The sequence below is a fragment of the Streptomyces sp. NBC_00887 genome (genome assembly GCF_045207585.1).
Window position 1 is genome coordinate 7,129,765 of sequence record NZ_CP108788.1, and the last position, 25,644, is coordinate 7,155,408.

Genomic DNA, 25,644 nt, shown 5'->3' on the forward strand with positions numbered 1-25,644 from the left:
TCAGCGGCCCCGGTTGCTGGGGCGGGAGGCGATCCAGGCGAGGACCGTGTCCACGTACCAGTAGGGCTTTCCGTGCTGGACATCGTCGGGCGGGGGAAGGAGTCCGTGTTTGCGGTACGAGCGGATGGTGTCGGGCTGGACCCGGATGTGCGCGGCAATGTCCTTGTACGACCAGAGCCTTCTGTCCGTCATGAATGACACCTCTCTGTACCTCCGTACTACGCACCGCGGCGGCGGGGACCGTCGGGGGAGCCCCGGTGCGCACGCTGACGTCCACTCAGTCTCTGCAGGGCCCAACGACGGGCCGACGGGCTGGGCAGGGGCCGTCGCGCGCCTGTGACGCAAACCCTGCGGAACGGAGATATACGTGACGAAGAAGTGACTGCCGTGACGGAGGGGATCGGAGGGAGCAGGAGGGATCAGGCGGAGGGCCGCGCGGGGCCACAACTGCGGAGGAACTCGCGGGTGCGGCGGGCGATGGGAAGGGGCTTGTCGGGTGGACACGGGTACATGTCCTGCTCGACGATCGCGAAGAGGTCGGTGCCCAGGGCGCGCGCGGCCTCCAGTACGGGCTCCAGTGCGGGCACCCCGCCCGGCGGCTCGCACATCACACCGCGCGCCACCGCCGGGCCGAACGGCACCTCGTTCGCCACGACATCGGCGAGGACCACCGGATCGACCTGCTTGAGGTGGAGGTAGCCGATCCGTTCGCCGTAGGTCTCGATGAGCTTGACGCTGTCCCCGCCGCAGTAGGCGTAGTGCCCGGTATCGAGGCAGAGCGAGACCAGTTCGGGGTCGGTGGCGTCGAGGAAGCGGTTGACGTTCTCCTCGCTGTCGATGTGCGTATCGGCGTGCGGGTGCACCACGATCCGCAGTCCGTAGCGGTCCCGCACCTCGCGGCCCAGTCGCTCCGTCTGGGTGGTGAGATCGCGCCACTGCGCCGCCGTGAGCATGCGGTCCTCCAGCACTGCGCCGCTCTTGTCGTCCCGCCAGAACGACGGGATGACCACCAGGTGTTCGGCGCCCATGGCCCGGGTGAGTGCCGCGATGCCGGCGACATGCTCCCAGGTCCGGTCCCAGACGTCGGGGCCGTGGTGCAATCCCGTGAAGACGGTTCCTGCGGAGACGGTGAGGCCGCGGCGGGCGGTCTCGTCCCTGAGCCGGGCCGGATCGGTCGGCAGATAGCCGTACGGGCCGAGCTCGATCCACTCGTAGCCCGCTTCGGAGACCTCGTCGAGGAACCGTTCCCAGGGCACCTGCTGCGGATCGTCGGGGAACCACACCCCCCATGAATCGGGTGCCGAGCCGATGCGGATACGAGCCGGAGCCGGTACGGAGGAGGTCATATCGCCCACCATTCAGCCCTCCGAGGGGAGTGTCAAGAGTTCGTCCGAATGTCCGGACAAAGTGTTGACAGGGTCCTTGGTGCGGGTTAGACCTGGGGGCAGCCGAAGGGATGCGTATGCCTGAGCCGTACGACGTGATCACCATGGGGCGGATCGGGGTGGACATCTACCCACTCCAGACCGGCGTACCGCTGACCAGGGTCGAGACCTTCGGGAAGTTCCTCGGCGGCTCACCGACCAATGTCGCCGTCGCCGCCGCCCGCCTGGGCAGGCGCACGGCCGTGGTCACCAGGACCGGCAAGGACGCCTTCGGCGACTACCTCCACCAGGCGCTCGGGGAATTCGGTGTGGACGACCGGTGGGTGACACCCGTCGCGGAGTATCCGACCCCGGTCACCTTCTGCGAGATCTTCCCGCCTGACGACTTCCCGCTCTACTTCTACCGGCAGCCCAAGGCGCCCGACCTCGAGATCCACGCGGAGGAACTCGACCTGGACGCGGTGCGTGCCGCGCGGGTCTTCTGGATGACCGGCACCGGGCTCTGCGCCGAGCCCAGCCGCACCGCGACCCTCACCGCACTCCGCGCCCGGAGCGAGGCACAGGCGGCGGAGGACGGTGCGGCACGGGCGGCCGGGACCCCGTGCGCCACGGTCTTCGACCTCGACTGGCGGCCCATGTTCTGGGACGGGTCACAGACGGCCGGGCACACCTCGACGGCACCCGCCCGCTACCGCGAAGCCCTTGCGCACGCCACGGTCGCCGTCGGCAACCTCGACGAGTGCGAGATCGCCACCGGCGAACGCGAACCGCATGCGGCCGCTCGCGCCCTGCTGGCAGCCGGGATCGAACTCGCCGTCGTCAAACAGGGCCCCGCCGGCGTCCTCGCCGTCCACCGCGACGGCACCACCGCTCAGATCCCGCCCCTCCCCGTGGACGTCGTCAACGGGCTCGGCGCCGGGGACGCGTTCGGCGGCGCCCTCTGCCACGGGCTGCTCGCCGGCTGGGAGACGGAACGCATCATGCGCTACGCGAACGCCGCAGGGGCCATCGTCGCGTCCCGCCTCGCCTGTTCGTCCGCGATGCCGTTCCCGTACGAGGTCGAACATGCCCTCGCCGCCGGAGCCGTCACCGGAGCCGTGACCGGAACGGGAGAACCGGGAACGCCCGGAGCACCTACAGAGACCGGAGCCACCGGAGCCGCCCCATGACACCGCCCGCCGCCTCCGTCGCCGATCTCGTCCGGCTGCGCACCCATCACCCCGAGGCCGTCGCCGAAGCAGCCGCCCGACGGGGCAGACGTCCCCTGGTCGGCGCCACGGGGCGCCTGATGATCATCGCAGCGGACCATCCCGCCCGCGGCGCCCTGGCCGTTGGCGAGGACGAACTCGCCATGGCCAACCGCTTCGACCTCCTGGAACGGCTCTGCCTCGCCCTCTCGCGACCGGGCGTCGACGGGGTCCTCGCCGGCGCCGACGTCCTCGACGACCTGCTGCTGCTCGGCGCCCTGGAGGACAGGGTCGTCATCGGCTCCATGAACCGCGGCGGACTCGCGGGGGCCGCCTTCGAGCTCGACGACCGCTTCACCGGCCACCGCCCCGTCGACCTCGCCAGGTACGGCTTCGACGCCGGCAAGCTGCTGCTGAGAATCGACTACGGCGACCCCGGCTCCCTGGACACCCTCCACACCGCCGCCCGTACCGTCGACGCGATGGCGGCCCACCGGTTGCCCGTCTTCGTCGAGCCGTTCCTCTGCCACCGCACCGAAGGCAGGCTCCGTACCGACCTGGGAGCGGCAGCCGTCACCACCTCCATCGCCATCGCCTCGGGGCTCGGTGGCACCTCCGCGTACACCTGGCTCAAGGTCCCCGTCACCGACAACCCCGACCACATGGCCAGGGTGATGGAGACCTCGACGCTCCCCGCGGTCCTGCTCGGCGGCGAGGTCAAGGGAGACCTGGACGGTGCGTACGAGAAATGGCGCGGGGCGCTGCGACTGCCGACGGTCCAGGGGCTGGTCGTCGGGCGCTCGCTGCTCTATCCGGCCGACGGGGACGTGGCGGGCGCCGTCGACACCGCCGTGGGACTTCTGTGAGCGACGGGCAGGGATACGGGTAGGGATGGAACATGACGACGCGTGAGGAGCAACAGCGGTACCACCTCCGGGCCGGCGACGCCGCGAGCGGCCCCTACGCCCTCCATATCGACCCGAAGCGGGCCGGATGGGACCGGTCGAGTCTGCGTGTGCTGGAGCTCGAGCCCGGTGGTGTTCATACCTTGGTAACCGGGGAGAGCGAGTGGGTCGTCCTGCCGTTGGCCGGTGGCTGTACGGTGCACACGGCGGATGACGTATTCGAACTCGCGGGCAGGGAAAGCGTGTTCCGTTCGGTGACGGATTTCGTCTATCTACCGCGTGACGCCCGCGCACAGATCGCCTCCGGCGCAGGAGGCCGCTTCGCCCTGGCAGGAGCGAAGTGCGAGCGACGACTCCCCGCTCGCTACGGCCCCGCGCCGGAGGTACCGGTCGAGCTCCGCGGCGCCGGGAACTGCTCGCGCCAGGTCAACAACTTCGCCGCCGCGGACACGTTCGAGTGCGACCGCCTCATCGCCGTCGAGGTCCTGACCCCCGGCGGCAACTGGTCCTCGTACCCGCCCCACAAGCACGACGAGCACCACCCCGGCGTCGAGTCCGAGCTCGAGGAGATCTACTACTTCGAGGTCGAGGGCAACGGGCTCGGCTACCACCGCGTGTCGCCGTCACGCGCAGGCGGTACGGACGTCCTCGCCGAGGTGGCCACCGGTGACGCCGTCCTCATTCCCGACGGCTGGCACGGTCCGTCCATCGCCCCGCCCGGCCGGACCCTCTACTACCTGAACGTGATGGCGGGCCCGGGGGAGCAGCGCGAGTGGCTGATCCGCGACCACCCCGGCCACAGCTGGATCCGCGAGACCTGGCCGGCCCAGCCCGTCGACCCCCGGCTTCCGCTCCACGGTCCGGAGGCCGCCAGGTGACCCCGGCTTCCGCTCCACGGTCCGGAGGCCGCCAAGTGACCCCACCACGCACTCCCGGCCCGGAGGCAAGCCGTTGACCATGTCGCACGCCACCCGCAGACTCACCACCGCACAGGCACTCGTCGCCTTCCTGGCCCGCCAGTACACCGAGCGCGACGGCCGCCGCCAGCGGCTGATCAGCGCCACCTGGGGCATCTTCGGCCACGGGAACGTCGCGGGCATCGGCCAGGCACTCGTCGAATCCGGCTCCGCGATGCCCTACTTCCAGGGCCGCAGCGAACAGGCCATGGCGCACGCCGCCGTCGGATACGCCCGCCAGTCGGGCCGGCTCTCCGCGCACGCCGTCACGACCTCCATCGGCCCCGGCGCCACCAACCTCGTCACGGGCGCAGCCCTCGCCACCGTCAATCACCTCCCGGTCCTGCTGCTGCCCGGCGACACCTTCGCGACCCGCCCCGCCGACCCCGTGCTGCAGCAGCTCGAGGTGCCGCACGCGGGCGACGTCTCGGTCAACGACTGCCTGCGCCCCGTCTCCCGCTACTTCGACCGGATCACCCGCCCCGAGGCGCTGATCCCGGCCGCCCTGCAGGCCATGCGGACCCTCGCCGACCCGGCGGACACCGGCGCCGTCACGCTGGCGCTGCCGCAGGACGTGCAGGCCGAGGCGTACGACTGGCCGGCGGAGTTCTTCGCCGAGCGCGTCTGGCACGTGCGCAGGCCCGCCCCCGACCTGGCCGAACTCGAACGGGCCGTCCGGGCCGTCCGCACCGCGCGCCGCCCCCTGATCGTCGCGGGCGGCGGCGTCCGCCACAGTGCGGCGCAGGAGACCCTCGCCGCCTTCGCCGCGGCCACCCGGATCCCCGTCGCCTCCACCCAGGCCGGCAAGGGCTCCCTGCGCCACGACCACCCCGCCGACGTGGGCGGCATCGGCCACACCGGCACCGCCACCGCCGACGACCTGGCCCGCGAGGCGGACCTCGTGATCGGCATCGGCACCCGCTACACGGACTTCACCACCGCGTCAGGCACCCTCTTCGCCGACCCGGCGGTCCGCTTCCTCAACCTCAACATCACCGGCTTCGACGCCCACAAGCTCGCCGCCCTCCCGCTCGTCGGAGACGCCCGGACCTCCCTCGAAGCCCTCGGCGCCGCGCTCGCCGCACGCGGCTACCACGTCGACGCCGCCTTCGAGACCGAGTACACCGACGCCAAGGACCGCTGGGAGCAGCGCGTCGACGCGGCCTTCACCGCCGCCGATCCGGACGCCCGCCCCACCCAGGCCCAGGTCCTCGGACTGCTCGACGCCCTCGTCACCGAGGACGACATCCTGATCAACGCGGCGGGCTCGCTCCCCGGCGACCTCCACAAGCTGTGGCGGACCCGCTCGCCGCAGCAGTACCACGTCGAGTACGGCTACTCCTGCATGGGATACGAGATCCCGGCCGCCCTCGGCGTCCAGCTCGCCGCCCCCGGCCGCCCCGTCTGGGCCCTGGTCGGCGACGGCACGTATCTGATGAACCCCACCGAGATCGTCACCGCCGTGCAGCAGGGCCTTCCCATCAAGCTCGTCATCCTGCAGAACCACGGGTACGCGTCGATCGGCGGCCTCTCCGAGTCCGTCGGCGGCGAACGCTTCGGTACGGCCTACCGGCACCGCGCCGCCGACGGCGGCTTCACCGGTACCCCGCTCCCCGTCGACCTCGCGGCCAACGCGGCCTCGCTCGGCATGCGCGTGCTGCGCGCGAAGTCCGTGAAGGACCTGCGCCGTGCCCTCGCCGAGGCACGCGGCGCGGACCGTCCCACTTGTGTCTACGTCGAGACCGAAACGCCAGACACAGTGTCGGGGCCCCCTCCCGCACAGGCGTGGTGGGATGTTCCTGTGGCCGAGACCGCGACCCGCCCGTCGGCGGTGGAGGCACGCAAGGAGTACGACCGGCAGACCGCTGCCCGACGCCGACACCTCTGAAGGAGACCCCGTCATGAAGACCGTCAACCACTGGATCGGTGGCAAGACCGTCGAGGGCACGTCGGGCAACTACGGGCCGGTCACCGACCCGGCGACCGGCGCCGTCACGACCCAGGTCGCACTCGCCTCGGCCGACGAGGTCGACGCCGCGGTCGCCGCCGCGAAGAGCGCGTACGAGACCTGGGGCACCTCCTCGCTCGCCGCCCGCACCGCCGTCCTCTTCCGCTACCGCGCCCTGCTGGACGCCCGCCGCGACGACATCGCCGCGCTGATCACCGCCGAGCACGGCAAGGTCCACTCCGACGCGCTTGGCGAGGTCGCCCGCGGCCTGGAGATCGTCGAGCTGGCCTGCGGCATCACGACCCAGCTCAAGGGCGAACTGTCCACCCAGGTCTCCAGCCGGGTCGACGTCTCCTCGATCCGCCAGTCGATCGGCGTCGTCGCGGGCATCACCCCGTTCAACTTCCCGGCGATGGTCCCGATGTGGATGTTCCCGCTGGCCATCGCCTGCGGCAACACCTTCGTCCTGAAGCCCAGCGAGAAGGACCCCTCGGCCGCCAACCTGCTGGCCGAACTGGCCGCCGAGGCGGGCCTGCCCGACGGCGTCCTGAACGTCCTGCACGGTGACAAGGTCGCCGTCGACGGCCTCCTGGCCCACCCCGACGTCGCCGCCGTCTCCTTCGTGGGCTCCACCCCCATCGCCCGCCACATCCACGCCACGGCCTCCGCGAACGGCAAGCGCGTCCAGGCGCTCGGCGGCGCGAAGAACCACATGCTGGTCCTCCCGGACGCGGACCTGGACGCCGCCGCCGACGCCGCGGTCTCCGCCGCGTACGGCTCCGCCGGTGAGCGCTGCATGGCCATCTCCGCCGTCGTCGCCGTGGGCTCCGTGGCCGACGACCTGGTGGCCCGGATCAAGGAGCGCGCCGAGAAGATCAAGATCGGCCCGGGCAACGACCCGACGTCCGAGATGGGCCCGCTGATCACCGCCGCCCACCGCGACAAGGTCGCCGGCTACGTCACCGGAGCCGCCGCCCAGGGCGCCGACGTCGTCCTCGACGGCACGGGCCACACGGTCGAGGGCTTCGAGGACGGTCACTGGATCGGCCTGTCCCTCCTCGACCACGTCTCCACGGACTCCGACGCCTACCGCGACGAGATCTTCGGCCCGGTCCTGTGCGTCCTGCGCGTCGACACGTACGAAGAGGGTGTCGCCCTCATGAACGCCTCGCCGTTCGGCAACGGCACCGCGATCTTCACCCGCGACGGCGGCGCGGCCCGCCGCTTCCAGCTGGAGATCGAGGCCGGCATGGTCGGCGTCAACGTCCCGATCCCGGTGCCGGTGGGCTACCACTCCTTCGGTGGCTGGAAGGACTCGCTCTTCGGCGACCACCACATCTACGGCAACGACGGCGTGCACTTCTACACCCGCGGCAAGGTCGTCACCACCCGCTGGCCCGACCCGGCCGACGCGCCGTCCGGCGTGGACCTCGGATTCCCCCGCAACCACTGAGACCCACACACCCGTTGCCCCGCCCGGACGCGCCGGGCGGGGTCCGGGAGCGTGGGGCCCGACGCGTGCGCGTGGAGGAAATCCGCTGGCGGGCCGGGAGCGCCGGATGCTGGGATGGCGGCATGACCGCATCGGCGACCGCCCGTGAACTGCCGGTTCCTCAGAACGAGATCCGCGCCCAGCACACCGACACCACACTGACCGTCTACCAGGCATACCCGCCCTCCATCGGCCTCCCGGCCGCCCGTGACGGACGTTTCCCCGCAGTCTGGAAGCGCGACCGCATGACGTGGATCAAGCCGAGCTTCCTGTGGATGATGTACCGCTGCGGCTGGGCCACGAAGGACGGTCAGGAGACGGTCCTGGCCGTCGAGATCACCCGCGACGGCCTCGACCGGGCGCTCGCCGACGCCGAACTGTCCCACTACGTGGCGGGCGTGCACGCCGACCACGCCACCTGGCGGCGCAACCTGCGCCGCGCACCGGCCCGCGTCCAGTGGGACCCCGAGCGCGACCTCCACCTCAATCCACTGCCGTACCGGTCCCTCCAGCTCGGCCTCTCCGGCGAGGTGTCGCGCCGTTACGCCGACGAGTGGACGGTCTCCATCCGGGACGTCACGCCGCTGGTCCGCGAGATCCACGGGCTGGTGCGGGCGGGACAGGACGACGCGGCGACCGCGCTGCTCCCCCGGGAGCTGCCCTACAGCCCCGGCACCGCCTCGCCGGTCCTCGGTTCACCTCCCTCCGCGAGCCAGAACGGGTAACCGCGTGGATGCCGGGCTTCAGCGGGTTCGGGCCCGTTTCCGCGTCGGCTTGCCTGTGCCGGACTCAGCAGCCGGTTCGTGCATCGCGGCGAGCCGCTGTGCGGCGAATGCCCGGTTGGTGATCGTCTGGCGTCGATGTGTGTCGGGCAGGTCCGGCATGGCCAGCAGCCTGTCGCATGCCCGCAGGGATCCGGTCAGGTCGCCCACCCAGTACGCAGTGATCGAAAACTCGAACAGCAGTCCCCACCGGTAGACCCACGGCTGCACGAACAGCAGGTCGTCCGGCGCCTTGTGGCCGAGCCCCGATCGGGCCATCGCGTGCGCGGATCGGTAGCGGCGCATCGAACGAAGCCGCGAGGCGAGCTCGTAGCAGGCTTCGAGACGTTGCGGACGGCTTTCCCAAGCTCGGGAGAAGGCGTCCATGGCCCCGGGCCAGTCGCCGGACCCGGCCTTGAGGACACCGACCTGGAGCAAGGCGTAATACACCTCCTCGGCCCAGCCGCCCATCTGGGCGCGGCGTTCGTACAGGGTGATCGCATCTTCGGTGTCGCCCATGTCGCGCCTGGTCTGTGCGAGGTAGAAGACCGTGCGCACGTTGTCGGGGTCTCGTTCGAGTTCGGCACTCAGCAGGCGTGCGTCTCGCTCGTACTTCTGGTGCCGAGATCCGCCGTCAGCATGATCCTCGATCACCAGCGCGTCCAGATTCTCCTGGTGGTCGGTTTCGCCGGTGGTCGGGTACTCGTGGGTGACGCCCTCGTAGCGCCACGGAATGTCGCCACGGAGGAGGTGCTTGAAGCGGTGCTCGGTTCTCCCTTCGTACCGCAGCATGTATGAGGTCGCGGTGAGAGGAGGCAGGGGGAACTCCTGGCGGATCACGTGGTCGGCATCGACGGTGAGCAGATAGTCGGCTTTGGCACGCGCATGCTGGATGTTCAGCGTCCGGTTGTGCCCGAAGTCGACCCAGGGCTCCTCGTGCAGTTCGCCGGGAATACCTGTGAGCGCCGTACGGATGAGCTGCTGAGTACCGTCCGTCGAGCCTGTGTCGGAGATGACCCAGGTGTCGATCAGGTCACGCAGGGGGGCCAGGCATCGTTCGATCACGGCTGCCTCATTTTTGACGATCATGCAAAGGCAGATTGACGGTTTCACGGCATCACCATTCCCGACGGATTTGTGCGCGTGACTCTATGCACCGCTCTGACCAGCCAATTTGCGGCACGCCGAGGGGTCGCCCCAAGAGCGTGGAGACGTGCGCCCATCGAGGGAATGCCGTGCCGCCAATATGCTGATATCCAAAAAATGTCTTCATTCTGTGCGCCTGCATGCCGAAAAAGTCAAGAGGGCGCGAACACGCGTCCCGACAATCACTCGATCCAGTTCAGAAAGAGCAGCGCATGCAGTCTGACCGCAGAACCAAATCGGATTTGGGGCCCCTCCCGCGGCGCAGAAGGCGGGTGGCAGGCGGCGCGATGGCGTCCTTGGCGCTCGTCCTGGTGGGGATGTCGAGCCCCGCACTGGCCGTGGCTGAGAATCTGGAGAACGCTCCTCGCCGCAGCGTCGTGAACCCCTCCGACAAGGACACGTGCAAGCCGAAGCCCCACAAGCCGAATGCCGGTGCGCACGAGCAGGGTGGGGACAGGTGCAGGCCGGGCGCGGTGGGTCCGACCGGTCCGACCGGTCCGACCGGTCCGACGGGTCCTCCTGGTGAGGACGGTACGGATGGCGTGACGGGTGCGACCGGTGCGCCCGGTGACACGGGTCCGACCGGTCCGACGGGTCCCCCCGGTGAGGACGGCACGGACGGCACGGACGGAGCCACCGGAGCCACCGGAGCTACTGGAGCCACCGGAGCCGCCGGCCCGTGTGTCGACATCGACTCCTACGCTCCCTCGAACACCGAGGACATGCACGCCGTTCTCATCGGTGGGGTCGCGTATGCCGGTCAGGCGACGACGACAGGGGGGACTCCTGCGTGGCAGGACCTCACGGACGCTCTGCCCGGAGGCCGACCCTCGAACTTCCCCGCGAACGCCTGTGCGATCTCGATCGAGGACCAGGGGAACGACTCGTACATCAAGGTGCTCACCCTGGACGGGCACGTGTGGCAGACACACGGAGACACGATGGGCCAGACCTTCGTCTGGGACGAACCGTGGGTGGACCTCCTGCCGCCTCCGGACCCGGGTGATCCCGACCTCGCGGCCCGGCAGAAAGAAACTGAGCGGAGCTGACCCGAACGTCGCCGTCAAGCCGGACAGGTCGCCCTGACTCTGTCGGGATTCCCACCCCGTGTGCCGTGTCCGACTTCGCCGGGCACGGCACACGGCCGGCCGGTGGTGCAACGGCGCTCAGGGCCGAGCGCCGAACTTCCAGGTGAGCATGGCGAACACGCCGTCCTCGCATGCCCCCGCCGACCGGTAGGTCGCCATCGCCGCGTCGTTGTCGCGCTCGACGCCGACCCACATGTCGTAACAGCCGCGCTCCCGGGCGACGGCCGCCAGTGCTTCGGTGAGCGCCCGGCCGATGCCCCGGCGGCGGTACGCGGCATCCACGGAGAGCTCGTACAGACACATCTCCGTGCCCTTGTCGGGGTGCAGCATCTCGATGCCGGAGACGAAGCCCGCCGGGACGCCGTCCACGTACGCGACCAGCATCAGGTGGCCGTGCGCGGCGAGGAAGCGGAAGGCCCACTCCTCGCGGGCGGGGCCGTCGTAGAGGTGCTGGGCCGCGAGGAGTTCGGCGACGGTGGTGGCGCGACGGATGTCCATGGGCGGGCCCTTCGTGACGGTGATGTACCACGTACGTAGTACGCGGCGGTCCTGCCGTACCTCTCAGGGATGCGGGGTACCTCACCCTGGCGGCACCTCAGGGCCGGGTGCGCGCCCTTTAGGGTCGAGTCATGGAGAAACCGACTTCCCCGTGGCGGCGGCTGCCCCGTACCCGAGGCCGGTGGGCCGCGGTCGTCGCCGCGCTCGCCGTGCTCGTGGGTGCCGGTACCTGGAGCGCCGTTGCCGATGACAGTGTGCCGTCCGTGCACCGCGAGGACCGGATGTTGCGGATGAACGGGGTGTCCGTCGACACCTCGTACTTCACGACCGGGGGTTCGCAGCGCAGGCCCGCCGTCGTCATCGGGCACGGCTTCGGCGGCAGCAAGAACGATGTGCGCGCCCAGGCCGAGAAGCTGGCCGCCGACGGGTACGCCGTCATGACGTGGTCGGCCCGCGGGTTCGGGAGGACCAGCGGGGAAATCACCCTCAACGCCCCCGACGGCGAGGTCAAGGACGTCTCGGGGCTCATCGACTGGCTGGCGGGCCGGCCGGAGGTGGAGCTCGACGCGAAGGGCGACCCGCGGGTCGGTGTCACCGGCGCCTCCTACGGGGGCGCGGTGTCGCTGCTCGCCGCCGGCTACGACAAGAGGGTCGACGCCATCGCCCCGATGATCACCTACTGGAACCTGGCCGACGCCCTCTTCCCGGACGGCGTGTTCAAGAAGCTCTGGGCCGGGATCTTCGTCACCACCGGCGGCGGCTGCCAGAAGTTCGAGAAGCAACTGTGCGACATGTACGAGCAGGTCGCCGTCAGCGGCACACCGGACGCGGCCGCGCGTGAGCTCCTGACGGAACGTTCCCCCGTCGCGGTGGCCGACCGCATCGACGTGCCCGCACTCATCGTGCAGGGCCAGAGCGACTCCCTGTTCCCGCTCGGCCAGGCCGACGCGATGGCCAAGGCCATCAGCGAGAACGGCGCGCCCGTGGCCGTCGACTGGATCTCGGGCGGACACGACGGCGGTGACATGGAGGGCGACCGCGTCGAGAACAGGATCGGCGCGTGGTTCGACCAGTACCTGAAGGACGACAAGGGTGCCGACACCGGCCCCGCCTTCCGTGTCACCCGCACCGGAGGAATCGACTCCACCGACGGGGCGGCCCTCAAGCGCGGCGCGGACGGCGACACCTACCCGGGCCTGGTCGGCGGCGGTGAGCAGATCGCCCTCGGCGAACGGCGGACCCAGACCTTCCGTAACCCCGCAGGGGCCAACCCGCCCTCCGTCTCGGCCCTTCCCGGCATCGGCGGCGGGCTCTCCCAGCTGTCCTCCCTCGGCGTCGGCCTCTCCCTCGACTTCCCCGGCCAGTACGCGCGCTTCGACTCCGCGCCACTGGACAAGTCCCTCCGCGTCACCGGCTCACCCACCGTCCGCGTGAACGTGAAGGCGGACCGGGGCGACGCCGTGCTGTTCGGCAAGGTGTACGACGTCTCGCCGGACGGGAAGCAGCAGGTGCTGCCCTCCCAGCTCGTCGCGCCCTACCGGATCGCCCCCGAGGAACAGGGGAAGCCCGTCGAGCTGACCCTGCCCGCCATCGACCACGAAGTCGACTCCGGGCACCGGCTCCGCCTCGTCCTCTCCGCGACCGACCTCGGCTACGCGTCACCCGCCGAGCCGGCCACGTACACCGTCTCCCTCGACGGGCCGCTGACCGTGCCCACCGCGCCCGCCGTCAGCACCGCGGCGGCCACCCTGCCCTGGTGGACGTGGGGACTGCCCGCCGCAGCCGTGGCGATCGCCGCCGTACTCCTGCTCACCGCACGCAGGCGCACGGCGACCCCCGCACCCGACCCGGCACTCGAGGGCGTACCGCTGCTGATCACGGACCTGTCCAAGAAGTACGCCAAGTCCTCCGACCGGTACGCCGTGCGCGACCTCGGCTTCCAGGTGGAGAAGGGCCAGGTCCTCGGCCTCCTCGGACCGAACGGCGCCGGGAAGACCACCACGCTGCGCATGCTGATGGGGCTCATCACGCCCGACGCCGGAGAGATCCGGGTCTTCGGGCACGCCATCCGGCCCGGCGCCCCCGTGCTGTCCCGGGTCGGCTCCTTCGTCGAGGGCGCCGGCTTCCTGCCGCACCTGTCGGGCCGCGCCAACCTGGAGCTGTACTGGCAGGCCACCGGACGGCCCGCCGAGGACTCGCACATCGACGACGCCCTGGAGATCGCCGGGCTCGGCGACGCCCTGGCCCACGCCGTGCGCACCTACTCGCAGGGCATGAGGCAGCGGCTCGCCATCGCCCAGGCCATGCTCGGCATGCCGGACCTGCTCATCCTCGACGAACCGACCAACGGCCTGGACCCGCCCCAGATCCGCGAGATGCGGGACGTGATGATCCGGTACGCGGCCGGAGGCCGCACCGTCATCGTCTCCAGCCACCTCCTGTCCGAGGTCGAACAGTCCTGCACCCACCTCGTGGTCATGGACCGAGGCCGGCTCGTCCAGGCGGGTCCCGTCGCCGAGATCACCGGCTCCGGGGACATGCTCCTCGTCACCACCGCGGACGAGGTCACGGAACCCCTCGTGGACAAGGTGGCGGCCCTGCCCGGCATCGGGTCCGCCGCCCGCGTGGACGACGGCCACGGACTGCTGGTCCGCCTCGACGGTGCCACAGCGGCCCAGCTGGTAGCCGACCTGGTCCGTCTCGACGTACCGGTGACGGGTGTCGGGCCGCACCGCCGCCTGGAGGACGCGTTCCTCACCCTCATCTCCGGAGGATCCGCATGAGCTCCGCCACCGAAGTCCGGGGCCACGCCGAAGCCCCCGGCTACCACGCCCGCCGCACCCTGCCCCTGCGCGTCGAAGCGATGCGGCAGCTCCGCAGGCGACGCACCCTGCTCATGGGCGGGGTGCTGGCCGCCCTGCCGTTCATCCTGATCGTCGCCTTCGCGATCGGCGGCACCCCGGGCGGCGAAGGGGGCGGTGGCAGGGGCGGCTCGCGGATCAACCTCATGGACGTCGCCACCGAGTCCGCGGCGAACTTCGCCGCGACCTGCCTGTTCGTCTCCGCCGGCTTCCTGCTGGTGGTGCCGGTGGCGCTGTTCTGCGGGGACACCGTCGCCTCCGAGGCGAGCTGGTCCTCGCTGCGCTACCTGCTCGCGGCCCCCGTACCCCGCTCCCGGCTCTTGTGGAGCAAGCTCGTCGTGGCGCTCGGCTTCAGCCTCGCGGCGATGGTGCTGCTGCCGGTCGTCGCACTGGCCGCCGGAGCCGCCGCGTACGGCTGGGGACCGCTCCAGCTGCCGACCGGCGGCGCACTCTCCACCGCCGACACCGTGCCGCGCCTCGCGCTCGTCGTCGGGTTCATCTTCGTGTCCCAACTCGTCACCGCGGGACTGGCGTTCTGGCTGTCGACCAAGACCGACGCCCCGCTCGGCGCAGTCGGCGGAGCGGTCGGCCTGACCATCGTCGGCAATGTCCTGGACGCCGTCACCGCGCTCGGCTCCTGGCGGGACTTCCTGCCCGCGCACTGGCAGTTCGCGTGGGCCGACGCCCTCCAGCCCGATCTCGAATGGAGCGGGATGGCGAAGGGCGCAGCCATCTCGGTGACGTATGCCCTGATTCTGTTCGCGTTCGCGTTCCGGGGGTTCAGTCGTAAGGACATCGTGTCCTGAACCTGATGTTCCGCCCTCTCTGTGCTCGTCGTTGCGGCATCGAGACTGATCCGCAACGCGTTCGACGACTCCGACCGACCGCCTCACACGTCCCATTCACAGATGTCGACGAACGACGACGTGGGGGTACCGATGACTCGTAGGACAAGGACATCCCGGGGCGCCGGGGTACTGGTCGCTCTGTTGGCGGGCGGGATGCTGCTGACCGGCTGCGGAGGCGGTTCGACCAGCGAGACCTCTGCGGACAAGGCCAGCGGCAGCGGCGGACCGCGCGGAGTGCAGCCCGCGCCCGACGCGCCGTCCGCCGCACCCGAGCAGCAGGAGGACGGCGCGCAGAACAAGGAGGACGGCGATGCGCGAGAGGTCGCGCCGCCCGACTACCTGTCGACCTTCGCCCTGGACGTGGACACCGCCAGCTACGGCTACGCGCGCCGTCTGCTCGGTGACGGGAAGATGCCCGCGTCGGACACCGTGCGGCCGGAGGAGTTCGTCAACAGCTTCCGGCAGGGCTACGAGCGGCCGAAGGGCAACGGTTTCTCGGTGAACGTCGACGGCGCGGCGGTCGGCGCCGGGGCGACCGACTGGTCGCTCGTACGGGTCGGCCTGGCGACCGGGGCAGCCACCGACGCCGGGGAACGCCCGCCCGCCGCACTGACCTTCGTCGTCGACATCTCCGGATCGATGGCCGAACCGGGCCGTCTCGACCTGGCGAAGAAGTCGCTGGGCATCCTCACCGACGAAATGCGCGACGACGACTCCGTCTCCCTGGTCACGTTCAGCGGGGAGGCCGAGACCCGGCTGGCGATGACCCGGCTCGGCGGCAACCGCACCAAGATCCGGGACGCCGTCGACGAGCTGGAACCCGCCGACTCCACCAATGTGGCAGCCGGCGTCGAGCGGGGCTACGACGAGGCGGTCAAGGGCCACCGCAAGGGTGCCAACAACCGGGTCGTCCTGCTCTCCGACGCCCTCGCCAACACCGGTGAGACCGACGCCGACGCGATCCTGGAACGGATCGGCGACGCACGCAAGGAGTACGGCATCACCCTGTTCGGCGTCGGCGTCGGCAGCGACTACGGCGACGCGCTGATGGAACGCCTCACCAACAAGGGCGACGGGAACACCACCTACGTCGGGGACGAGACCCAGGCGAGGAAGGTCTTCGTCGACCAGCTGCCCGCCCATGTCGAACTGCGGGCCCGCGACGCCAAGGCCCAGGTGGCCTTCGACCGCAAGACCGTCCAGCAGTTCGAGCTCATCGGCTACGAGAACCGCAAGGTGGCCGACGACGACTTCCGCGACGACAGCGTCGACGGCGGCGAGGTCGGCCCCGGCCACACCGTGACGGCGCTCTACGCCGTACGCCTCCGCGACGGCGCCTCCGGGCACGTGGCGACGGCGACGGTGCGCTGGCTGGACCCGAAGACCCGGAAGGCGCACGAGGAGACCGGCTCGGTGGAGACCGGTGCGATCGACGGGAAGCTCTGGGGCGGTGACAGCCCTCGGCTCCAGGTGACGGCGGTGGCCGCGTACTTCGCGGACGTGCTGCGCGGCGGCGACCTGCCCGGCACCCCCACGCTCGCCCAACTCGCCACCCGGGCGGGCAAGCTGGCGGACAGTACCGAGGACAGTTCGGTGGCGAAGCTCGCGACGGCGATCGAGCAGGCCGAGAGGATGAGGAGCGGCGACGAGGAGACGCCGGCCGGCGGCGACGGGGAGGGCGAACTCGGCTGACCGCGGGACGGGGCCCGCACGGAGGTGCGGGCCCCGTCCTCGCCCACGCGGAGGCTGTGCGTCGCGTGGCTCGCACGGACGTGCGGAAAACCCTGTACGAGCACCGCGCCCGCGTCATCATGAGCCCCATGACCTTCGTGCTCCTGCTGGCCGCCGTGCTCACGGCCGGCCTCTATGCCGGCTTCATGGTGACGTTCCTGATCGCGGTCATGCCCGGCCTCGCGGCCCTGCCGGACGATCAGTTCACCTCTGCGATGCGCCGCTTCAACGAGAAGGTGCCCGGACCGTTCTTCCTCGTCCTCTTCGCCGGGGTGATCGTCTTCCCGGCCGCCGTGCTCGTCGCGGGGACGTCCCACTGGCCGACGGTCCTCGGCGCGCTCCTCTGCGCCGTCGCCGGCCACCTGATCACGATCGCCGGGAACATCCCGCTGAACACGGCGCTCGCCGGGTCGGAGGGCGGCGACGACAGCGCGGCGCGCACCGCGTTCGAGTCCCGGTGGAACAGCCTCCACCAGGCCAGGACCGCCTTGTCGCTCGCCGCCTTCGTCCTGCTCGTGGTGGCCGTTCTGTAGGTTCGGGCCTGCGGAGAGCGGGCGGACAGGCGGCAGCCCGTCCGGTACCGGTCGCTGCCGGCATGTCAGGGGCCGGGACTCCCCTGACGAGGAGCCCCGGCCCGTGGCCGGGCAGACCCTAGGCGAGGTGGAAGACCTCCGTCAGCGGGGCCATCGCCTCGTCCGGCGCCTCGGGCTGCTCGAAGAACTCCGCCATCTCCCGCTGCCACCGGTCGTTGACCTCGGTCGCTGCCATCGCCTCACGTGCCGCGTCGAAGTCCTCCGTCTCCAGGTAACCGACGAGCAGTCCGTCCTCGCGCAGGAAGAGCGAGTAGTTGTGCCAGCCGGCCTTCGACAGCGCGGCGAGCATCTCCGGCCACACCGCGGCGTGCCGCTCGCGGTACTCGTTCTTGCGGTCCTCGCGGACCTTCAGCAGAAAGCAGACACGCTGCATGAAGAGGGCTCCCGCGCTCAGAAGTTGAACTCGTCGATGTTCTTCGCGTCGAAGACCGTCGGCTCGCCGAGGATGACCTCGCCGTCCTCGCCGATCGTGTACTCGCCGAGCTTGCCCGCCTTGAACTTCTCGCCCTCCGCGCCGGTGATCTGACCCGACGCCAGGGCGGCGGCGGCGTACGAGCCGAGGTAGCCGAGCTCCTCCGGGTTCCACAGCGAGAACTGCTCGACGGTGCCGTCCTTGACGTACTTGCGCATCTGGTTCGGCGTCCCCAGGCCGTTGAGGACGACCTTCCCCTTGTACGAGGAGTCGCTCAGGTAGCGTGCCGCGGCGGCGATGCCGACCGTCGTGGGCGAGATGATGCCCTTGAGGTCGGGGTAGGCCTGCATGAGGCCCTGCGTCTGCTGGAACGACTTCTGGTCCGCGTCGTCGCCGTACGCGACCTTGACGAGCTCCATGCCCTTGTACTTGGGGAGCTTGAGCTCCTCCTTCATGAACTCGATCCAGGTGTTCTGGTTGGTCGCGTTCTGCGTGGCCGAGAGGATCGCTACCTTGCCCCTGTAGTTCAGCTGCTCGCCGAGGTGCTGGACCAGGCTGCGGCCGATCTGCTCGGAGCTGGCCTGGTTGATGAAGAGCTGACGGCAGTCCTTCGCCGTGTCGGAGTCGTACGCGACGACCTTGATGTCCTTCTTCATGGCCTGCTTGAGCGGGCCGCACACCGCGTTGGGGTCGTTCGCCGCGACGAGGATGGCGTCCTGGCGCTGCTGGATCAGGGTGTTGATGTAACTGACCTGCGAGGAGGCGCTGGCGTCGGACGGGCCGACCTCCTTGCCCGTGCCGCCGTACTCCTTCGCCGCGGCGATGCCCGCCTCGTCGACGATCTTCTCGTACGGGTTGTTGATCTGCTTGGGCAGGAAGGCGATCTTCAGGCCCTTTTTCAACGGCGCGTTCGGGTCGGCCTTCGCGGAGCCGGCGGCCTTCTCGGTACCGGTGTCCTTGCTGTCCTTCGTGGTGCCGGAACAGGCGGTGAGGGCGAGCGCGAGGGAGACGGCGGTGGCGGCGGTCGCGACGGCGCGGCGCCCGGCGGCATTGCGGAGCATCATGGCGGCGTTGTGCCTTTCGGAGGGTACGGGGGAAGGGGCGGTGGTGACGACGCGGTTATGACGACTGGGGCGCGGGGGTGTTCGCGGCCCGCCTGTGCCGTCGTTCGGTGACGGTGGCGATGACCCGTGGGGTGAGGACGGACGCCACGAGCAGCAGACCGGTCACGATGACCTGCACCTCGTTGGCGATGTCGTTGAGGGTGAGCAGGTTCTTCAGGACACCGATCAGCAGGACACCGGCGACCGCGCCGAAGAGCGTGCCCTTCCCGCCGTCGAAGTCGATGCCGCCGAGCAGCACGGACGCGATGACGAGCATCTCGAAGCCGACTCCGTTGTCCGCGCGGGCACTTCCGTACCGGAGGGTGAAGACGACACCCGCGAAGGCGGAGAACAGCCCGGTCACGACGAAGAGAAGCAACTTGATCCGCTTGACCCGGATGCCGGCGAAGTACGCGGCCTCCTCCTGGGCGCCGATCGCGAAGAGCGAACGGCCCAGGCCGGTGGCGTGCAGCACCACCGCGGTGACCGCGGCCAGCACGACGAAGAGCAGGACCGGGTAGGTGAGGAAGGTGCCGGCCACGGTCGTCGTGTCGACGGCCCAGTCCGCGTACGTCTGCGGGAAGTCGGTCACCGCGTCACTGCCGAGCGCCACGGAGGCGAGGCCGCGGTAGAGCGCCAGGGTGCCGATGGTGACGGCCAGGGACGGCAGCCCCACCTTGGTGACCAGCCAGCCGTTGAGGAGGCCTCCGGCGACGCCCACCAGGAGCACCATCGGCACGATCGTCTCGAAGGCCCAGCCCGCCTCCCACAGCGCACCCGTCAGCGCGCTGCCCAGGCCCAGCATGGAGGCGACCGACAGGTCGACCTGTCCGGCGACGACCAGGAGGGTCATCGGGAGGGCGATGATGGCGACTTCGGCGATGTCGTTGAAGGCGAACGCGAGGTTCTCCGTCGAGCCGAAGCCCTCCGTGCTGCCGAGGCCGACGACGAGGACGGCGACCAGCAGCACGCCGACGGCGGTGTCCCAGCGCAGTGCGAGGCTCCTCAGGGTGCCGGCCGGGGGCCGGGGCGTCTTCTTCGTGCCCTGTGCGGCCTGCTTCTCAGGCGCCGTGGTCATGAACGGGCGCTCCTCTTCCTCAGTGCGGCGGTCATCCGCAGGTTCACGATCCGGTCGACGCTGATGGCCAGCAGGAGGAGCGCGCCGGTGATGGCGCCCTGCCAGAAGGAGTCCACCTTCAGCACGACCAGGACGCTGCCGATGGTGGTGAGCAGCAGGGCGCCGAGTGCGGCGCCCCAGACGCTGCCGGTGCCGCCGGTGATGGCGACACCGCCGACGACGACGGCGCTGACGACGGTCAGTTCCCAGCCGTGCGCGTTGTCCGCGACGACGGTGCCGAAACGGGCCAGCCACAGGGCACCCGCGAAGCCGGCGACGGCTCCGGAGAACGCGTACGCGGCGAGCACCCGACGGCGGATCGGGATACCGGCGAGACGGGCGGCCTCGGGGCTCGAACCGATCGCGTACAGCTCACGCCCCGAGCGGTAGCTGCGCATGAAGTACGCGGTCGCGGCGAGCAGTACGAGTGCGATCAGCGGCAGGTACGGCACCCCGAGCAAGCTGCCGCTGCCCAGCCCCAGGACTGCCTCCGGCACGTCGGACGCACTGATCTGTTCTCCCTGCGCCCACCAGTAGTCGACGCCCTGGATGATGTAGAGCATGCCCAGGGTCACGACGAGCGCGGGGACCTTGCCGAAGCTGACGAGAGCGCCGGAGACCAGTCCGCAGACCACACCGATGGCGATGCCGAGCAGCATCACGGTGAGCACGCCGTGGTCGGTTCCCGCGACGAACTTGCCGCAGGCGAAGGCGGAGAGGCCGACGACGGAGCCGACCGACAGGTCGATGTTGCGGGTGAGGACGACGGCGGACTGGCCGACCGCGAGCAGCACCAGGATCGAGGCGTTGAGCAGCAGGTCCTTGATGCCCTGGTCGGACAGGAAGCGCGGGTTGGCCAGATAGGTGCCGAGGATCAGCAGGACCAGCGCCCCGGCGATGGAGATCTCGCGGGCCCGGAAGACCGTGTCCACGAGGGAGGCGGCACTCCGTTGCGGTGCCTTAGCCGTGTCCGGAGGGCTCTCGACGGTGGTGGTCATGCCGCTGCCCTCTCGTTGCGTCCGGTGGCCGCCGCCATGACCGACTCCTCGGTGGCGCCCTCGCGCGGGATCTCGGCGACGAGCCGGCCCTCGTGCATCACGAGCACGCGGTCGGCCATGCCGATCACCTCCGGCAGGTCGGAGGAGATCATCAGTACGGCGAGGCCGTCCGCCGCGAGCGAGGACAGCAGGCGGTGCACCTCGGCCTTCGTGCCGACATCGATGCCGCGGGTCGGTTCGTCGACGATGAGCACGGCCGGGCCGGTCGCCAGCCACTTGGCCAGCACGACCTTCTGCTGGTTGCCGCCCGACAGCACGCCCACGGTGTCGGCCAGCCGGTTGTACCTGAGCTGGAGGCGCACCGCCCAGTCGGCGGCCCGGTCGTGCTCCAGGGCCCGGCTGACGAGCCCGCGCTTACGGACCTCGTCCAGGCCGGTGAGGCCGATGTTGCGCTCGATCGACATATCCATGACCAGCCCGCGCTGACGCCGGTCCTCGGGTACGAGCGCGATCCCGGCGGCCATCGCGGCGGTCGGCGAACCCGGCCGTAGCACCGTGCCGCCCACCCTCACCTCGCCCGCGTCGGCACGGTCCACGCCGAACACCGCCTGCGCGACCTCGGTGCGCCCGGCGCCGACGAGCCCGGCGAGCGCGACGATCTCGCCGCGGCGGACGTCGAAGGACACATCACGGAAGACGCCCTCGCGGGTCAGCCGGTGCACCGACAGCGCGACCTCGCCGACCTCCGCGTCCTGCTTGGGGTAGAGGTCGCCGAGGTCGCGGCCGACCATCCTGCGCACCAGGTCGTCCTCGGTCAGCCCCTCCAGAGGCTCCGTGGAGATCCACCGGCCGTCGCGCAGTGTCGTGACGCGCTGGCACAGCTCGAAGATCTCGTCGAGCCGGTGCGAGATGAACAGCACCGCCGCGCCCTCGGCGCGCAGCGTCTGCACGACGGAGAAGAGCCGGGCCGTCTCGCTGCCGGTCAGGGCGGCGGTCGGCTCGTCCATGATCAGGACGCGGGCGTCGAAGGAGAGCGCCTTGGCGATCTCGACGATCTGCTGGTCGGCGATCGACAGCCCCCGGGCCGGCCGGTCGGGGGCCAGATCGACTCCGAGCCGGCGCATCAGCCCGGCGGTGCCGGCGTGCACGGCCCTGCGGTCGATGCGGCCCAGCGTCCGCCGCGGCTGGCGGCCCATGAAGATGTTCTCGGCGATCGACAGGTCGGGGAAGAGCGTCGGCTCCTGGTAGATGACCGCGATGCCGGCGTCACGGGCGTCGGCGGGGCCGTGGAAGACGACGGGCCGCCCGTCGAGCCGCACCTCGCCGCTGTCCGGGCGGTGGACCCCGGCGAGGGCCTTGATCAGGGTCGACTTGCCTGCACCGTTCTCCCCGGCGAGTGCGTGTGCCTCGCCGGGGAACAACTGCAGGGACACGTCCTGCAGGGCCCGTACGGCACCGAAGGACTTGCTCACGCCCTTCAGGGCCAGGACCGGGGCCGGGTCCGGGGCGGACTGGTTCATGGGACTCCTCAGCGGTGGGACTGCGTCGCTCCACTCGTCGTGAAAGGTTTCAATGAGGTTGCTCGGAAGCTAAACGGGGATTGCGGGCGCAGTCAATGGGTTGATGGCGAGAAGTTCATGCCGGCGGGGGGATGCGTGGCCTGAATGGGATGAATGGGGAGAACCCTTGACAGTCTTCGAGGTCAGCAACTATGTTTCGCGTCTCTGAATCGATTCACATAGCGGTCGTGCATCGCTCCTCCTGCGCGTGCGCACCAGGTGTCCCGAGCCCATGTCGCGGCGGGTGGCGCCCATGGATGGCATCGTTGTCGGACGCATCGTCGGGTGCATTGCTCCGGTGCGGCTCCAGCACGGTTACGGCGCGGTTCCAGTGCCCCGATCAGTGCCCCCGAAGCAGTACCCGTACGCCTCGGTCGAGGGCGGATACCGGCCGGATGCCGCGGCCCGGGCAGCGCGGCAAGTCCCGCCCTGCCGGGGACGGGTGCGTCGATCCGGTGCCGGCCGACGCGTCGGTAGAAGCGCAGATCCTCCGCCCGGACCGAGTGCCGCGGCGACCTGCCCGTAGCTGCGGTCGCGGGAAGGGGGGCGGGCGTCGTCCAGGCGGTGACGAAGCCGGTCACGGTGTCCGCGTCCGGGGCGAGCGCGGCGGTGAATCCCGGTCGCTCCGCGTCGGTGGCGAGCCGCCCGGTGTACGACGTGGCCGCCGCGGGGCCCTCGTTCCACGGGGGCGCCGGGAACACGTCCGCGTACACGCGCCGTATCCCGTCGGCGTAAGCCGGGACGCCCGCGCCGTCCACGGTCCTGACGTGCATGGACTGCCCCTCCCGCCGCCGTGTCGTGCCGGGGGCCAGGACAGGGGCGGCGGGCTAGCCGGTCCGGGCCACCAGGTGCGTGGTGAACCAGTCCTGGGCCAGATCCGCCACCAGGCCCAGCGCGCCCGGCTCCTCGAAGAGATGGGTGGCGCCCGGGACGATCTCCAGCCGGTTCTCGCAGGACAGTGCCGCCTGCGCCTGCCGGTTCAGATCGATCACCGTGGTGTCGTTGCCGCCCACGATGAGCAGCGTCGGCGCCCGCACCCCGGACAGGTCCGCCCCGGCGAGATCGGGTCGCCCGCCGCGGGAGACCACGGCGCCGATGCCGGAGTCGGCCGCCGCGGCAGCCCGCAGCGCCGCCGCCGCCCCGGTACTCGCCCCGAAGGAGCCGACGGGTACGGACACCCTGCGCCGCAGCCACTCGGTGGCGCCCGCCAGCCTCCCGGCCAGCAGACCGATGTCGAAGACGTTGGCCCGGTACGTTTCCTCCCCCGGCGTGAGGAGGTCGAAGAGCAGGGTGCCGAGGCCCGCCCGGTTCAGGGCCGTGGCCACGGAGCGGTTGCGCGGACTGTGGCGGCTGCTGCCGGAACCATGGGCGAACACCACGACCGCCGCAGCGCCCTCCGGGAGTACGAGGTCCCCGGCGAGCCCGACGCCGCCCGCGTCCACCTCGACCTGTTCGGAGGAGCCGCGGCCTTCGGGAGTCCGCGCCAGCAGGGAGACGACCTCCTCGTCGGAGGTCTGGGAAAAGTCCCGGTACCACTCACCGACAGCGGAGAAGAGCTGGGGTGTGGACAGGCACACGACCTCGTCCACCTCGGAGCGCAGCCGGTCCGCCACATCCGGCGATGCCACCGGAACGGCGAGCACGACATAGGCGGCGCCCTGTGCCCGTACCACCTGGCACGCCGCACGCGCGGTCGCGCCCGTGGCGACCCCGTCGTCCACCACGATCACCGCCCGGCCCTCGAGCGGGAGTCGCGGCCGGCCGGCCCGGTACGTACGTGCCCGCCGTACGAGCTCCGCCTCCTCGGCGCGCTCGACCGACACCAGGTCCTTCTCCCGGACCCCGGCGTGCCGGACGATCTCGTCGCTGATGACCCGGACCCCGCCCTCGCCGATGGCACCGAAGCCGAGCTCCGGGTGGTACGGGACCCCCAGCTTGCGGACCACGATCACATCGAGCGGGGCACCGAGGAACTGCGCCACTTCGAATGCCACCGGAACCCCGCCCCTGGGGAGTCCCAGGACGACGGGCCGACGCGTCTCCAGGTGTCCGAGCGCCTGGGCGAGCCGCCGCCCGGCGTCCGTGCGGTCGGTGAACAGCACAGTGGTTCGCCTCCAAGGAGGGGATACCGGAACGAACACACACCCCCACCTTCGAAACAATCCCATTTGCACCTGTTCGGCAAGTCGGGGACGGTCGATCGTATGGAACGAATCGGAGCGGTCCTGGTCGACATCGACGGCGTACTCACGGTGTCCTGGAAGCCGTTGCCCGGTGCCGTGGAGGCGATGGAGCAGCTGCGGGCAGCGAGAATCCCTCTGGCACTGGTCACCAACACCACCTCACGGACACGCGCCGGGATCGCCGAACAACTGGCCGGGTCGGGCTTCCCCGTCGGCGCCGACGACATCCTCACGGCCCCCGCGGTGACCGCCGCGTATCTGCGCGAGCACCACCCCGAGGCCCGCTGCCTGCTGATCAACACCGGCGACGTACGGGACGACCTGTCGGGTGTGACGCTCGTCGAGGAGGAGGACACCGAGGGCGCCGTACCGGACGTCGTCGTCCTCGGCGGAGCGGGCGCCGCGTTCACGTACGCGGCACTCAACCGGGCCTTCCGCCACGTACAGCAGGGTGCCCGGCTGGTGGCCATGCACCGGAACCTGTACTGGCGCACCGCCGACGGGCTCGACCTCGACACCGGGGCGTTCCTCGACGGTCTGGAGCGGGCGGCCCGCACGGAGGCGGAGATCACCGGCAAGCCCGCCGGGGCGTTCTTCGCCGCGGCCCTCGCCCACCTGGGCGCCGACCCGTCCGAGTCGCTGATGGTGGGCGACGACATCGAGTCGGACGTGCTGGCGGCCCAGCGCGGCGGAATCACCGGCGTACTGGTCAGGACCGGCAAGTACCTCCCCGAGACCCACGCGGCAGCGGACGGAACCCCTGACCACGTCCTCGACTCCTTCGCGGACGTGCCCGCGCTGGTGGAACGGCTGGGGCACACCTGAGGCTCCCGCCGCCCCGCGCGCGGGCACGGGGCGGCTGGTGGGGCCACG

General features: G+C 70.7%; 23 protein-coding genes. 13 read left to right on the forward strand and 10 right to left on the reverse strand.

The genetic code is table 11. The features are described 5' to 3' along the window. Both OG844_RS32530 and OG844_RS32535 read right to left on the reverse strand, forming a co-directional pair. On the reverse strand, positions 1-192 hold the full coding sequence (locus OG844_RS32530; RefSeq protein WP_351171406.1) for a MerR family transcriptional regulator: 192 nt from the start codon (positions 190-192) through the stop codon (positions 1-3). Positions 193-419: 227 nt separating this feature from the next. Beyond that, positions 420-1,346 carry a sugar phosphate isomerase/epimerase family protein gene (locus OG844_RS32535; protein WP_406395154.1) on the reverse strand — a complete coding sequence of 309 codons (927 nt, stop codon included), beginning with the start codon at positions 1,344-1,346 and terminating at the stop codon, positions 420-422. Positions 1,347-1,462: 116 nt separating this feature from the next. Between OG844_RS32535 and iolC the strand changes: the two genes are divergently transcribed. The 6 genes from iolC (at position 1,463) to OG844_RS32565 (ending at position 8,598) form a co-directional block, all read left to right on the forward strand. Continuing rightward, positions 1,463-2,554, forward strand: coding sequence for a 5-dehydro-2-deoxygluconokinase (gene iolC, locus OG844_RS32540; protein WP_406395156.1), 1,092 nt, complete (start codon positions 1,463-1,465; stop codon positions 2,552-2,554). Continuing rightward, on the forward strand, positions 2,551-3,438 hold the full coding sequence (locus tag OG844_RS32545; RefSeq protein ID WP_406395158.1) for a deoxyribose-phosphate aldolase: 888 nt from the start codon (positions 2,551-2,553) through the stop codon (positions 3,436-3,438). The genes iolC and OG844_RS32545 overlap by 4 nt, the downstream gene beginning before the upstream one ends. A gap of 32 nt (positions 3,439-3,470) precedes the next feature. Then, positions 3,471-4,355, forward strand: coding sequence for a 5-deoxy-glucuronate isomerase (gene iolB / locus OG844_RS32550; RefSeq protein ID WP_406395160.1), 885 nt, complete (start codon positions 3,471-3,473; stop codon positions 4,353-4,355). 79 nt (positions 4,356-4,434) lie between these two features. Continuing rightward, positions 4,435-6,321: a 3D-(3,5/4)-trihydroxycyclohexane-1,2-dione acylhydrolase (decyclizing) gene (gene iolD / locus OG844_RS32555; protein WP_406395162.1), complete on the forward strand. Its 1,887-nt coding sequence runs from the start codon at positions 4,435-4,437 to the stop codon at positions 6,319-6,321. Positions 6,322-6,334: 13 nt separating this feature from the next. Continuing rightward, positions 6,335-7,834 carry a CoA-acylating methylmalonate-semialdehyde dehydrogenase gene (locus OG844_RS32560; RefSeq protein WP_406395164.1) on the forward strand — a complete coding sequence of 500 codons (1,500 nt, stop codon included), beginning with the start codon at positions 6,335-6,337 and terminating at the stop codon, positions 7,832-7,834. Positions 7,835-7,956: 122 nt separating this feature from the next. Next, complete coding sequence (locus OG844_RS32565) at positions 7,957-8,598, forward strand: DUF4291 domain-containing protein (protein WP_406395166.1); 642 nt, start codon at positions 7,957-7,959, stop codon at positions 8,596-8,598. Between the two features lie 18 nt (positions 8,599-8,616). Here the strand turns inward: OG844_RS32565 and OG844_RS32570 are convergent, their stop codons facing one another. Beyond that, complete coding sequence (locus OG844_RS32570) at positions 8,617-9,723, reverse strand: glycosyltransferase (RefSeq protein ID WP_406395168.1); 1,107 nt, start codon at positions 9,721-9,723, stop codon at positions 8,617-8,619. 344 nt (positions 9,724-10,067) lie between these two features. Here OG844_RS32570 and OG844_RS32575 point away from each other — a divergent pair, with 344 nt between their 5' ends. Further along, entirely contained in the window at positions 10,068-10,829 is a 762-nt protein-coding gene (locus OG844_RS32575; protein WP_406395170.1) for a hypothetical protein, read from the forward strand. A gap of 117 nt (positions 10,830-10,946) precedes the next feature. Here the strand turns inward: OG844_RS32575 and OG844_RS32580 are convergent, their stop codons facing one another. Then, positions 10,947-11,366 (reverse strand): GNAT family N-acetyltransferase, encoded by a 420-nt coding sequence (locus OG844_RS32580; protein ID WP_406395172.1) that lies wholly within the window; start codon positions 11,364-11,366, stop codon positions 10,947-10,949. Positions 11,367-11,497: 131 nt separating this feature from the next. Between OG844_RS32580 and OG844_RS32585 the strand changes: the two genes are divergently transcribed. The 4 genes from OG844_RS32585 (at position 11,498) to OG844_RS32600 (ending at position 17,339) form a co-directional block, all read left to right on the forward strand. Then, positions 11,498-14,149 carry an alpha/beta fold hydrolase gene (locus OG844_RS32585; RefSeq protein WP_406395174.1) on the forward strand — a complete coding sequence of 884 codons (2,652 nt, stop codon included), beginning with the start codon at positions 11,498-11,500 and terminating at the stop codon, positions 14,147-14,149. Next, positions 14,146-15,033, forward strand: coding sequence for an ABC transporter permease (locus OG844_RS32590; protein WP_406395176.1), 888 nt, complete (start codon positions 14,146-14,148; stop codon positions 15,031-15,033). The genes OG844_RS32585 and OG844_RS32590 overlap by 4 nt, the downstream gene beginning before the upstream one ends. Before the next feature lie 132 nt (positions 15,034-15,165). Further along, complete coding sequence (locus tag OG844_RS32595) at positions 15,166-16,767, forward strand: von Willebrand factor type A domain-containing protein (RefSeq protein ID WP_406396342.1); 1,602 nt, start codon at positions 15,166-15,168, stop codon at positions 16,765-16,767. 128 nt (positions 16,768-16,895) lie between these two features. Then, a complete protein-coding gene (locus OG844_RS32600) occupies positions 16,896-17,339 on the forward strand; it encodes a DUF1772 domain-containing protein (protein WP_406395178.1) in 444 nt (147 codons plus the stop codon). 118 nt (positions 17,340-17,457) lie between these two features. Here the strand turns inward: OG844_RS32600 and OG844_RS32605 are convergent, their stop codons facing one another. The 5 genes from OG844_RS32605 to OG844_RS32625 are packed head-to-tail and all read right to left on the reverse strand — an operon-like array spanning position 17,458 to position 22,549. Then, positions 17,458-17,772, reverse strand: coding sequence for an L-rhamnose mutarotase (locus OG844_RS32605; protein ID WP_406395180.1), 315 nt, complete (start codon positions 17,770-17,772; stop codon positions 17,458-17,460). A gap of 17 nt (positions 17,773-17,789) precedes the next feature. Beyond that, the gene (gene rhaS / locus OG844_RS32610) at positions 17,790-18,875 is read right to left on the reverse strand and encodes a rhamnose ABC transporter substrate-binding protein (RefSeq protein ID WP_406395182.1); all 1,086 of its coding nucleotides are present in this window, start codon (positions 18,873-18,875) and stop codon (positions 17,790-17,792) included. A 55-nt stretch (positions 18,876-18,930) separates the two neighbouring features. Then, the gene (locus OG844_RS32615; RefSeq protein ID WP_406395184.1) at positions 18,931-19,992 is read right to left on the reverse strand and encodes an ABC transporter permease; all 1,062 of its coding nucleotides are present in this window, start codon (positions 19,990-19,992) and stop codon (positions 18,931-18,933) included. Next, on the reverse strand, positions 19,989-21,029 hold the full coding sequence (locus tag OG844_RS32620; RefSeq protein WP_406395186.1) for an ABC transporter permease: 1,041 nt from the start codon (positions 21,027-21,029) through the stop codon (positions 19,989-19,991). The genes OG844_RS32615 and OG844_RS32620 overlap by 4 nt, the downstream gene beginning before the upstream one ends. Further along, on the reverse strand, positions 21,026-22,549 hold the full coding sequence (locus OG844_RS32625; RefSeq protein ID WP_406395188.1) for a sugar ABC transporter ATP-binding protein: 1,524 nt from the start codon (positions 22,547-22,549) through the stop codon (positions 21,026-21,028). The genes OG844_RS32620 and OG844_RS32625 overlap by 4 nt, the downstream gene beginning before the upstream one ends. 603 nt (positions 22,550-23,152) lie before the next feature. On the opposite strand from OG844_RS32625, the gene OG844_RS32630 reads away from it, so the two are divergent. Further along, positions 23,153-23,323 carry a hypothetical protein gene (locus OG844_RS32630; protein WP_406395190.1) on the forward strand — a complete coding sequence of 57 codons (171 nt, stop codon included), beginning with the start codon at positions 23,153-23,155 and terminating at the stop codon, positions 23,321-23,323. A gap of 92 nt (positions 23,324-23,415) precedes the next feature. Here OG844_RS32630 and OG844_RS32635 read toward each other — a convergent pair whose 3' ends face one another. Further along, a complete protein-coding gene (locus OG844_RS32635) occupies positions 23,416-24,690 on the reverse strand; it encodes a phosphoribosyltransferase family protein (RefSeq protein WP_406395192.1) in 1,275 nt (424 codons plus the stop codon). A 102-nt stretch (positions 24,691-24,792) separates the two neighbouring features. On the opposite strand from OG844_RS32635, the gene OG844_RS32640 reads away from it, so the two are divergent. Further along, positions 24,793-25,596 (forward strand): HAD-IIA family hydrolase, encoded by an 804-nt coding sequence (locus tag OG844_RS32640; RefSeq protein ID WP_406395194.1) that lies wholly within the window; start codon positions 24,793-24,795, stop codon positions 25,594-25,596. Positions 25,597-25,644 lie beyond the last annotated feature (48 nt).